This is a genomic window from Pusillimonas sp., assembly GCF_035515275.1.
Lineage (GTDB): Bacteria > Pseudomonadota > Gammaproteobacteria > Burkholderiales > Burkholderiaceae_B > Pusillimonas.
This window is the reverse complement of record NZ_DATJBQ010000012.1, coordinates 1-10,790: the sequence shown is the minus strand read 5'-3', so window position 1 is coordinate 10,790 and position 10,790 is coordinate 1. Positions and strand designations below refer to the sequence as shown.

At 58.6% G+C, this 10,790-nt stretch carries 11 protein-coding genes; 5 read left to right on the top strand and 6 right to left on the bottom strand.

Annotation, left to right across the window (positions count from 1 at the left end; translation table 11 throughout):
- Positions 1-518: 518 nt before the first annotated feature.
- Positions 519-1,238: a DUF533 domain-containing protein gene (locus tag VL003_RS00695; RefSeq protein ID WP_325438567.1), complete on the bottom strand. Its 720-nt coding sequence runs from the start codon at positions 1,236-1,238 to the stop codon at positions 519-521.
- Positions 1,239-1,491: 253 nt separating this feature from the next.
- On the opposite strand from VL003_RS00695, the gene VL003_RS00690 reads away from it, so the two are divergent.
- Positions 1,492-1,689: a hypothetical protein gene (locus tag VL003_RS00690; protein ID WP_325438565.1), complete on the top strand. Its 198-nt coding sequence runs from the start codon at positions 1,492-1,494 to the stop codon at positions 1,687-1,689.
- Here VL003_RS00690 and VL003_RS00685 read toward each other — a convergent pair.
- Complete coding sequence (locus VL003_RS00685) at positions 1,686-3,746, bottom strand: putative bifunctional diguanylate cyclase/phosphodiesterase (RefSeq protein WP_325438563.1); 2,061 nt, start codon at positions 3,744-3,746, stop codon at positions 1,686-1,688. The two genes, VL003_RS00690 and VL003_RS00685, sit on opposite strands and share 4 nt — an antisense overlap.
- A gap of 232 nt (positions 3,747-3,978) precedes the next feature.
- On the opposite strand from VL003_RS00685, the gene VL003_RS00680 reads away from it, so the two are divergent.
- Together VL003_RS00680 and VL003_RS00675 are read left to right on the top strand one after the other, a co-directional pair.
- Positions 3,979-4,149 (top strand): hypothetical protein, encoded by a 171-nt coding sequence (locus VL003_RS00680; RefSeq protein ID WP_325438561.1) that lies wholly within the window; start codon positions 3,979-3,981, stop codon positions 4,147-4,149.
- A 100-nt stretch (positions 4,150-4,249) separates the two neighbouring features.
- Complete coding sequence (locus VL003_RS00675; protein WP_325438559.1) at positions 4,250-4,957, top strand: class I SAM-dependent methyltransferase; 708 nt, start codon at positions 4,250-4,252, stop codon at positions 4,955-4,957.
- A 7-nt stretch (positions 4,958-4,964) separates the two neighbouring features.
- On the opposite strand, the gene VL003_RS00670 is transcribed toward VL003_RS00675, so the two are convergent.
- From VL003_RS00670 to VL003_RS00655, 4 genes are all read right to left on the bottom strand, one after another.
- A complete protein-coding gene (locus tag VL003_RS00670) occupies positions 4,965-5,966 on the bottom strand; it encodes an AraC family transcriptional regulator (RefSeq protein ID WP_325438557.1) in 1,002 nt (333 codons plus the stop codon).
- 136 nt (positions 5,967-6,102) lie between these two features.
- On the bottom strand, positions 6,103-6,609 hold the full coding sequence (locus tag VL003_RS00665) for a flavin reductase family protein (RefSeq protein WP_325438555.1): 507 nt from the start codon (positions 6,607-6,609) through the stop codon (positions 6,103-6,105).
- A complete protein-coding gene (locus VL003_RS00660; RefSeq protein WP_325438553.1) occupies positions 6,606-7,703 on the bottom strand; it encodes an LLM class flavin-dependent oxidoreductase in 1,098 nt (365 codons plus the stop codon). The genes VL003_RS00665 and VL003_RS00660 overlap by 4 nt, the downstream gene beginning before the upstream one ends.
- 167 nt (positions 7,704-7,870) lie before the next feature.
- Positions 7,871-8,923: a metal-dependent hydrolase gene (locus tag VL003_RS00655; protein ID WP_325438551.1), complete on the bottom strand. Its 1,053-nt coding sequence runs from the start codon at positions 8,921-8,923 to the stop codon at positions 7,871-7,873.
- A 156-nt stretch (positions 8,924-9,079) separates the two neighbouring features.
- Here VL003_RS00655 and VL003_RS00650 point away from each other — a divergent pair, with 156 nt between their 5' ends.
- Complete coding sequence (locus VL003_RS00650) at positions 9,080-10,291, top strand: amino acid aminotransferase (RefSeq protein WP_325438548.1); 1,212 nt, start codon at positions 9,080-9,082, stop codon at positions 10,289-10,291.
- A 30-nt stretch (positions 10,292-10,321) separates the two neighbouring features.
- Positions 10,322-10,790: oxygen-dependent tRNA uridine(34) hydroxylase TrhO (gene trhO, locus VL003_RS00645; RefSeq protein ID WP_487047240.1), on the top strand; the 469-nt coding region annotated here is incomplete at its 3' end.

Genomic DNA, 10,790 nt, shown 5'->3' with positions numbered 1-10,790 from the left:
GGTTATTGTGGGCAAGAAAGCATTGTTCCGGCTCCAGGTCTTCAGCGGTGTTCGCGTCAACCATAGTTGAGGCTCGGGCTCCATATGCGGCCGCTTGCGCGACCATCACGGCTCGAGTCAGAGCCTGGTCTAAACAAGAGGCAGGGAGTGGGTTTTGGTTGATGTTGATACATATTGAGTCCGAAGCGGTTCAATCTTATTCAAATCAAGCCAATAGCGTTGTTGGTATTTTTGTTGGTATCCTGACCGGGTAAAATCAAGAAAACACAGTATTAATGCGGGTTTTGAGCTGCTATATGAATGACCCTCTGTCCGCCAAGTTTCATGCTAAGCCCTTGATTTTCAAGGGCTTTTCTTTTGTGTGGCGGCTTTGCGCGGCGCGCTATACGCTTTGATTCAGTACTGCGTCGGGCGATACTTTGGTCGTGGCGGCACAGATCATCAAAACTTCGTTTAATGGTTCGCGCAAAAAATAAAAACCGCCCCGAAGAGCGGCTGGTCTGACGATAGCTAAAAGCTCAACCCAGGCTTCTCACCTGCGCTTCAAGCTCTGTCTTCAGGCCCGAATCCAGGTTCAGTTGGCGAGCCAGCTCGTCCAGGTAAGCGCGCTCCATGAAGCTTTCTTCGTCAACGACAATCAGGCTGGCCAGATAGACTTCAGCCGCTTGCTCGGGCGTGGATGCCAGGGCAGCAGCCTGCGCCGGGTCTGCCGGCTTGGCCAGTTCTGCTTCAAACCACGCCAGGTCGGCGGGGTCGTTGGTGAGCTTGGCAACTTCGGCATCGATCAGGTGCTTTTCATCTGCACCGATATGACCGTCTGCCTTAGCTGCAGCAATCATGGCGGCAAGCAAAATTTTGCTATCTTGCTCCAGCCGCGCAACAGGAACCGCTACCGGTGTTGCCGCCGGGGCCGACAGGGCGGGCGGCGGCACCGCCTGCGGCGCTGCCGGTTGGGCGGCAGCCTGCGTTGCCGAAGACCGGCTTTGCCAGTCTTGATACGCTTTTAGCGCCAAGGCGCCCAACGCCGCCGTGCCGCCATAAGTGGCGAGCTTGCCGCCCATCTTGCGAAATTTTTTATTGCCGAGCAAAAGACCCAGCGCCCCGCCGGCCAATGCGCCGCCGCCGAATCCGCCGAGTTTCGACCCGGACAATGACGATGCATTCATTTTTGAACCGGCTTCCCGGGTAAGGCTCTGGCCTGACTGAAGAAGCTGCTGCAGAAGTTGTTGGACAGACATGTACGGCGTTCCAATATAAGTAGGCTGAGTTGTAGAAACTTGAAGACGTTTCGGGGCAGGAACAATTGCCCCTTCACGCCTCAAAGCAGATTCCCGGGCGGGGCCCCCCGTTCTGTCAGCCGATTATTAAACCCTTGATGCCATTACGCAATCAAGGGTTTTTGTTGTGGGATACAAGATTACAACTTGGGCAATGCTTTACATAACCTGGTTACAAGTGTAGAATAAGGGTTAACCCTAGGGAGGCTGAAACATGAACCAATTATTAATCTCAGTCTTGTTGGCAACGGTGGCGATGCTCACGGGCGGCGCAGTACTGTTGCTTGGGCTGATCACTCTGGCCGGGTACGAGCGCTCCGAACCTGGCGAAACCGGTTGGATCCGCAGGCTGCTTTGCAGGCTTTCATTCGAGCGTTTTGCTTGCTGCGAAGCCCCCGGCAGGGCCGGTTAACGGGGTTTGGCGGCCTGGAAACAGACCGCAGGCAGCGGGCGACCCAACAAGAACCCCTGAAGGGCGTCGCAACCCAGTTCGCTCAAGAACTTTTGTTGTGCCAGGGTTTCGACCCCTTCGGCCACCACGTGCAATTTCAAGGCTTTGCCCAGCGCGATGATCGCCGACACAATTGCGGCGTTTTCGGAATCAGCGCTGCTCATCAGCTTTCCGACAAAACCCCGATCAATCTTAAGTTCGTTGGCCGGCAGCCGTTTCAGGTACAGCATGCTGGAATAGCCGGTACCGAAGTCGTCGATGGATATTTTTACGCCCAGCGATTGCAGCTTTTGCAGGGTGGCCAGGCTGGCCTCTGCGTTGCGCATGGCGGTTGACTCGGTAATTTCCAGTGTCAGCCGGCTGGGCGCAAGCTGGTGCTGCTGCAGTGCGGCGCTAACTGTTTCAACCAGGTCGGCATGGGCAAACTGCAGGGCCGACAGATTAATGGACATTGTCCAGTCGCGCCCCTGTTCGCGCCATTCTTTAAGCTGGCGGCAGGCCTCGTTCAGTACCCACGTGTCGATGGCAACGATCTGGCCGGTTCTCTCGGCGGTTTTCAGGAAAGCGGCCGGCGGTAGTAAACCGCGCTGCGGATGCTGCCACCGCACCAAGGCCTCGACGCCGGTGATGGGCCCGTGGGCCTGCTCGAACTTGGGCTGGTAGTGCAGGGTGAATTCGTTGCGCTGCACGGCGTGACGCAGGTCGCGTACCAATTGCAGGTGCTCGTCGGCGTTGGTGTTCATTGACGGATCAAAAAACGCATAGCCATTGCGCCCTTTGTCTTTACGGTGGTACATGGCAGCATCTGCATTAACTAGCAGCGATTGTGCGTCTTGACCGTTTTCGGGGTAAATGGCAATGCCGATACTGGTCGACAGGCGCAGTTGCATGCCCTGGATGATGAAGGGGCGCGTTACCAGGTCGACCACCTTCGACGCCAGGGTGGCGGTGTCTTCGGCGCCCGAGGTATGGCTAAGCACCACGAACTCGTCTCCGCCGAAGCGGGCCACGGTGTCTTCGGCTCGAATGCCTGACCGTATCCTTTGCCCTGCTTCGATCAATACAAGGTCACCGATGGCGTGCCCGTAGGCATCGTTGATCGCTTTGAAGCCGTCCAGGTCCATGAACAGCACGGAGAATCGCGATTGCCTGCGGATGGCCGTTTCCTTGGCCTGTTCGATGCGGTCTTCAAGCAGGGCGCGGTTAGGCAGTTGCGTAAGTGTGTCGTGCAGAGCCATGTGCTTAAGCGCGCGGTTAGCGGCGCTAAGCGACTTGTTCAGCTTGCTGGTGCTTGAGGCGTGATGGCTGTCGAGCACGGATACGATGAACACCGTGGCAAGGATGGCGACGGTAAGCACCGTTACCATGATCGACAGCCAGTGGGCGTCAACACCGAACCTGGCGGCGCCGCAAACGCTTCCGAGTGGAAACTGCGCCGCTTGCATGCCCGTGTAATGCATACCGATAATGCCGCAACCCATTAGTGCCGCAGCGCCCAGCTTGCGGACCCAGCCGCTATCCCAGACCCGCAGGCCGGCGGTCAGCCACAAGCTTGCGCCCGCAGCCGACACGGCAATAATTACGGACAACAAGAACCAGGCCGGGTCGTATTCAATGCGTGGCTGCATGAGCATGGCTTCCATGCCCAGATAATGCATGAGCGCGACGCCCAACCCCAGCGTCAGGGCGCCGATGCACAAGCGGCGCGGCGTCAGCCGACGGCGGCAAGAGATCCAGAGTGCAAACCCTGACGCTGCCACAGCGACCAGCAGCGAAATCAGGGTAAGCCAAGGGTCATACCCCACTTGGATGGGCAGATGAAAGGCCAGCATGCCGATAAAGTGCATGGACCATATGCCAAAACCCAATGCTAACGCCCCGGCGGCCACCCACAGGCGAGCCTTTCGGCCGCCGGTCGTACTGACCCGCCCCGCCATGTTGACGGCGGTGTACGAGGCCAGAATGGCAACAAAAAACGAGACAGCGACCAGAAGGCTGTTGAAGCTACTGTCCAGCATGGTTTTGGGAAGACCAACCTTTTTATGAATAGGCTGTTGACGGCGTGTTGCGCCTGCCGTCGCGTGTCAGCGATCATACCGTGAATCTGTTGAGGCTTGTCAAAATGTGTCCACATGATGCCTGTTAGTGTCACAATTGAATTGATGCGCCGCGAACGCGTGCCTGCCCGGTTGTGCTGAACGGGTTCCGGCGGTTGCGGGGCGATCGCAAACATGTTTAAAGGAAAGGGCGATGTTTTTCCACAATACGACTTTGCTGGTAATAGTTGTTGTCGGAGCGATCTTGATGATTATCGGTTTCGGCCTGCGCGACCGAAATCCCGGCTTAATTCTGCTGGGCTTGGGGTTTCTGGCGATTATTTACGCCGTGGTGCGCAAGGCGATGGAAGTCTTCGCCCATTAACGGTGCACAGGCGTTGCGGCCGCGGGATGGCCTGAAACCCTTATATGAGGCATACTCAAGAAGTTATTATTTTTTATGAGTAATGCCTCATGTTGTGTACATGACGATGCCCAGTTACGACACCAAGCTGGAAAGTATCGCCATTGCCGGCGTAAACAATCTTTTTATTCGTTCATTACTTGACCGTCAGCAGTATCACGACCCCGAAGGCGAGGCCCAGCGCCTGGGTATCGGCCCGGCAATATGGCCATTGTTCGGTCTGCTGTGGCCCTCGGCACTGCATTTGGCCGAGCACCTGGCCCGCAGGCCGGTTTGCCCCGACGAAAAAATTCTTGAAGTAGGTTGCGGCCTGGGTTTGGCCAGCCTGGTGGGTCACCGGCGCGGCGCACGCATTACCGCCAGCGACTGCCACCCGCTTACGGAAACCTTCCTGCAAGAAAACCTGCGCCTGAACGACCTATGCTCATCGCTAAAGTATCGCCATGGCCAGTGGGGGCTCAACGAGCCAATGTCAGACGACGAAGCCGGCCGCCCCGTGCTGTCGGGCCGATACGACCTGGTTATTGGCAGCGACCTGCTCTACGAGCGTGACATGCCGCAGGCGCTTTCCGCCTTCATCGACCAGCACGCCCGGCCAGAAGCCGAGGTTTGGATTGTTGACCAAAACCGCGGGTATCGCCCGGCATTCAATCGGCATATGGCTGATTACGGGTTTGAGCTGTTTAAAGACAAGCGGCTGGTTAACGATGCTGCAAGCAATTCTGGCAGCCCCCCGTACACGGGGCGAATACTGAAATACACCCGCTAGCTGCTGCTTACCCTTTGTGCCGCCGCAAGGTGGCCGAGGGTAATTCGCCGTAGCGTTGCTGATAAATGGCTGAAAACTGCCCCAGATGGGCAAAGCCCCAGCGCAAGGCCGTTTGCGTGACGCTTGTGTCGGGCGCGGGCTGGGTCAACTCGGCATGTGTGGCAGCCAGCCTGACCTCTTTCAGGTGCTGCATGGGCGAGGTATTGCGATACTTGCGATAGCCCGCAAACAGGCTGCGGATACTCACCCCGGCGTGCTCGGCAATATCGGCCGCGGTAAGCGGCAGATGCGCGTTGTGCTCGATATACGCCTGAGCACGTTTGATATAGCCGGGCGAAACCATGCCGGTGGGTTGAGCAGGGTCGGGCTGGTTATGGGGCAAGGTGCTAAGCAAAGAAACCATCAGGGCTTCTTCGAACTGGGCGGCGATAAGGGGCTGGTCGAACAGCGAGCCCTCTGAGGCTTCGGTAAGCTGCCATTCGAGGAGCCGCCTAAGCGACTGAGTGGCGGCCGAACCTTGCAAGGGAATGGCCGGCACAAAATTAAGCGGTCCACGCGGGCTGCAGCCGTAGAATTGGGCGTATTGCTGCTCGAAGGCCGAGCGTTCGACCCGAATAAAAAGTTTTTCGGTGTTGCGTTCGTGGCGCATGCGAAACTCGAGGGCCGGGCTGATGATGGTGGCCACCTTGGCATCGGATTCAACCGATTGTGCGCCGCATTGAATGGTTTCGCGGCCGTAAATCGGCAATTGAATAAGATAGAAGGTATTGAGATTGCCGGGCTCGATATCAACCGTTGCACCGTACAACATGCGCCCGTAACTCACTTTTTTGCCGCGTCGAAACTGCAATTCGGTGTTGAGCGATTGCGCTTTACCGACCACGCGCAGGTCGTGGTCGCAGAAGATCTGGCTGACTTCGTGCCGCACTTCGTCGGCGTCGCGCGAGGCGAAGCGTGCAAAGCGGCTGAACAATGGGCTGCGAATAGGGGGGGGCGATGCCGTTCGCATATGCGAGCCTGGGCGCCCGGGCCGCATGCAGGGCAGGAGCCTTGGCGGGCGGCAACCGAAGCGCAGTGAACAATGAAAAAGAAAAAGATAGTTTATTCCTAAACTTTCTTTTCGAATCCGGGGGTTTTCCTGGGTGTCAGGCCGATTCGGGCGGGGCAAACGACCCATACCCGCCTTGCCAGTAAGTAAGGGGCGGGTTGCCGGGCAAGGTGTCGATAAAGGTGACCTTGCCCACGATCAGCGCGTGTTGGCGATGCTCTATTATTTTTTCGATACTGCAGCCAAACACGGCCAGGGCCCGGCGCGACAACCACACGCCGTCGGGCGTTCGGCCCCAGTCATCGCCTGCGTAACGCTGGGCGCCACGCAGGCCGCCCTTGCCGGAAAAGTTTTCGGCCACGTGCCGCTGGGCGCTGCTCAGTACGTTTATGCCGAACCTTCCGGCTTTTTGCAGCACCGGCCACGAAGACGACCCCCGGTTCACTGAAATAAGCAGTTCCGGCGGGTCCATGGACACCGAGACGACCGAGGTAGCGGTAAGCCCGGTGCGTTCGTGGCCGTCGTCGGCGGTGATCACGCAGACCCCGCCGGCCATCTGGCGCATGGCCTGCCTGAATGCCTGGCCCAGATCGTTGTCGCTCATGCCTGTTTCTTCCTGATGCCGCGTTTTTCCAGAATGGGAAGCACGTTGTCGCGGAAATAGGGGAATTCGTTGGCGTAATGGAAGAACGACAAAGTGGTGCCCGCAAAGCCCGTTTCGTGCAGTTGGATGATGCCGTCTGCAACTTGTTCGGGCGTACCCACCAGCGGGAAACCGCCATGTCCGGCTGCGAAGCGTTCGCGGATCAAAGCCAGTAGATCGTGCGGGAACGAATGCGCGTGGGCAAACTGCAGGCGGATCAGGTTGTCGACCGCGGCCCAGTCGGCATTGTCTTGCAGCTGTTGCCAGCCTTCTTCGGCTTCGGCCTGAGTGGGGCGGCAAATAACATGTGAAAAAGTCAGCACGCCCACCTTGCGTCCGACGTCGGCTGCCTGTTGCTTGAGCTCGGCCACTTCTTGTTTGGAGCGTTCCAGGTCAATGGCGGGGGTAAACAGAAAGTTGGCATTGCGCGAGGCGAACTCGCGACCCAGGCCGGAACCCGCGGCGTTGAAAATGGGCGGCAGGGTGGTGGGGCGGGGGTTGCCGTAGGTATTCTTGAGCTGAAAATACTTGCCGTCCCAGTTGAAGCGGCCCTCGTGGGTCCAGAGCTTCTGAATAATGTCGAACCATTCCTGGGCATAGCCGTAACGGGTGTCGTGGTCGTCGGGCAGGGTCAGGCCCAGCGCTTCGTACTCGGGCTTGTTCCAGCCCGCCACCACGTTCAGGCCGACACGGTTGCCGCTCATTTGGGCGATGGTGGCAAGCTGCTTGGCCACAATGACCGGATGGTTGGCGGTGGTGTGTATGGTGCCGAACACGGTGATGCGCTTGGTGTGGGCCAGCAGGGCGGTTGCCCAAGTGATGGTTTCCAGCACGTAGCCATGGAAATCGGTTTCGCCGCCGTATCCGATCCAACGGGCGATGGGCAGCATAAAGTCTATGCCCGCGTCGTCCAGCAAACGGCCGAGCTTAAGGTTGCTTTCCCAGTCGGCGGGCCAGCGGCCTGGCAGCTTTGACACAGTCATGCCGCCCGAGCAGTTGCTGGCAAAAGTGCCCAGCAAAAATTGATCTTTTTGCAGGAAAGGATGCGTGGTCATGCGTTGTCTCCGGTCTTATGTTTATGTTGTCTGACTCAATGGCCGGCCTGCGGTCCATTACATGACAAAGATACGGCGGCACATGGGGGCGGCGCTATCGTGTTCGCGCACCGATTGTCTGATTCGTGCAGAAGTTTTCGCAGTGCGCGCTTTGCTGCGCGCGCCGGCTATTTTTTGGGGCGTGTCATGCGCTCGGCCCAGCTTGCAAGCGGCAAGGGGGGTGTTTGCTGCCACACTCGGCGCATGACAGCGGCCAGCTCTTGGGAGCCGCGTTGCGTGGGCCAATAACTGGGGTTAACCGTCTGCCAGTCAGCGCCGGACGAAGGGCGCTGGGCGAACAGGAAGCGGAAGGAATAGTAGCCGGCACCCAGGCCCATGCGCAGGTCGGAGACCACCAGGTTTCCATTGACATCGTCGTAGCGCAGCCAGTCGCCCGAAAACCAGCGCAGCCCCTCCAGTGCTTCCGAAGGCAGCAGGCTTTGTGCAAGGTGCTGGTTCAGCGGTTGGCGCAGGCGTTCGGCAGGGCGCCGGTCAAGCAGGCCTACCGTGGCTTCATGGTAGTGGCTGTCATTGGTTTTGGCCACGACGCGCCAAAGCAGTATGTTGAACGGCTGAGGTGTAGAGAACATGTCCTGAACCACAAGGCCTTCGTTTTGCAGCGTGCGCGCCACCCGATGCTCGACCACCTGTTTGAAGACGATGGAGGCCGCCAGGTAAACGCAGCACCATGCCATGGCCCAGCGCAACGCGCGCACAACGCGCTCGCGCGGTCCGACGACCAGGGCGGCAAGAACCCCCAGGGCCAACGGAACCGTAAAGAAGGGATCAATAATGAACACGGTGGACCACGCAGTCGGCGTGGGCCGCAGGGGCCACAGCAGTTGGGTTCCGTAAGCCGTAAAGGCATCCAGCAGCGTGTGCGTGATCATTGTCAGCCAGATGGCCCAGAACAAGCGGCCGGCGCCGTATTGCGGCGACGGCCTCCTATATCGCAACAGCGCGGTCAAGGCGATGGCAAAGGCGGTAAGTACAAATACCGAGTGCGAGAAACCGCGGTGGTTGATCATGGCCGTTACCGGGTCGGCGTAGCGTATGACGACATCCAGGTCGGGCAGGGTGCCAAGTACCGCGCCGGCCACAACGGCCTTGCGGCCGTGATAGCGGCCCAGCATGGCGCCGCAGATGCCGGCGCCCAGCGCCGCTTGCGTGATCGAATCCATATTTAAAGCAGGGCCATTTTTAGCAAAGCGTCAACCATAGCAGGCAAGGTTCAAAGCGTATCTATATCGCAGCGCTGCAGTATAAAATACAGGGTTTGCATTTAACATATTGCCGGCGGGCGGCTGCAATGCCTGGCTCCGGCTTAAGGAAGAGACTTGTTCAGTACGCTTTCTGCCTACGCGGGCGACCCGATTCTTTCATTGCAACTGGCCTATCGCGATGACCCGCGCCCAGAAAAAATCAATCTTAGCATCGGGCTTTATTACGACGAGCAAGGACACATTCCGCGCCTGCCTTCGGTGCAAGAGGCTGCAAAAACAGTCAATGCCTCTACCGCGCCTTGTGTTTATTTGCCCATGAGCGGCAGCCCCCCTTATTGCCGGGCCGCGCAAGGCCTGGTCTTCGGTGCTGATTCAGCAGCGGTGCAGGCTGGCAAGGTGGCCACCATTCAAACGGTAGGCGGTTCGGGCGCACTGAAGGTGGGCGCCGATGTGCTGCGCCGGTTCTTCCCAGACAGCACGGTACGCATCAGCGGGCCCACCTGGGACAATCACCGCGCCATATTCGAAGGTGCTGGTTTCACTGTCGACGAATACCCTTATTTTGATCGCGCCGCGCAGCGGCTCGACTTTGACGCAATGGCCGCATGTTTGCGCACCTTGCCGCCGAGAACAGTGGTGTTGCTGCATCCCTGTTGTCATAACCCTACGGGGGCTGAACTAAGCACCGCTCAGTGGGATGAAGTCATCAAGATCGTCATCGAGCAGCGGCTGATTCCGTTTCTGGACATGGCGTATCAGGGCCTGGGCGAAGGGTTTGACCGAGACGCCTACCTGGTGCGAGCGCTGGCTTCGGCCAACGTGGCTTTTCTGGTGGCCAATTCCTTTTCCAAGATTTTTTCGCTGTACGGTGAACGTTGCGGTTCGCTGAGCATGGTGTGCGCCAACGCCGACGAGGCCTCGCGCGCGCTGGGGCAGATGCAGCAGGCCGTGCGCCGCAACTATTCCAGCCCGCCCCTGCATGGCGCGCAGCTGGTTGAAACCGTGCTGCTCGACCCCGCATTGCGCGCCATGTGGGAAGCCGAAGTCACCGAAATGCGAACGCGCATCCACGCGATGCGGGGGCGCTTGCACGAAGGCCTGGTGCGTCATCATCCCGATTTCGATTGGGATTTTCTGCTGGCCCAAAGTGGAATGTTCAGCTACGCCCCGGCCCTGGCGCCACACATGGATCGCCTTATGCAGGCTCATGGTGTTTACATTATTGAGTCGGGTCGCATCTGCATTGCGGGGTTGAACACCGAAAACGTTGATCGCGTGGCCCAGGCTTTTGCGTCGGTGCTGAAAGAGTCGGGCGGGGTAAAATAGGCTTTTCGCCTAGCTTACCGCTTTCAAATCATGGCCCAGTTCCTTGTTGCGGCACTGTATAAGTTTGTTCCGCTTTCCAATTACCGCGACCTGCGCGACCCTTTGTTCGATTTTTGCAAGGCGCAGCAGGTGTGCGGCACCTTGCTGCTTGCCGAAGAGGGCATAAACGGCACCATTGCCGGGCCCGAAGCCGGGGTGCGGGCGGTATTGGGGTATTTGCGTAACGACCCCAGGCTGGCTCAACTTGAGCACAAAGAGTCGTGGGCGCAAAGCCAGCCTTTCTACCGCATGAAGGTCAAGCTCAAGCGCGAGATCGTGACCATGGGTGTGCCCAATGTGCATGCCCGTACCATGGCGGGCACCTATGTGCCGCCCAGCGAATGGAACGCGCTTATATCCCAGCCCGATGTCATTGTGGTCGACACGCGCAACGACTACGAGGTGTCCATCGGCACTTTCCAGAATGCCGTCAACCCGCAAACCCGCAGCTTCACCGAGT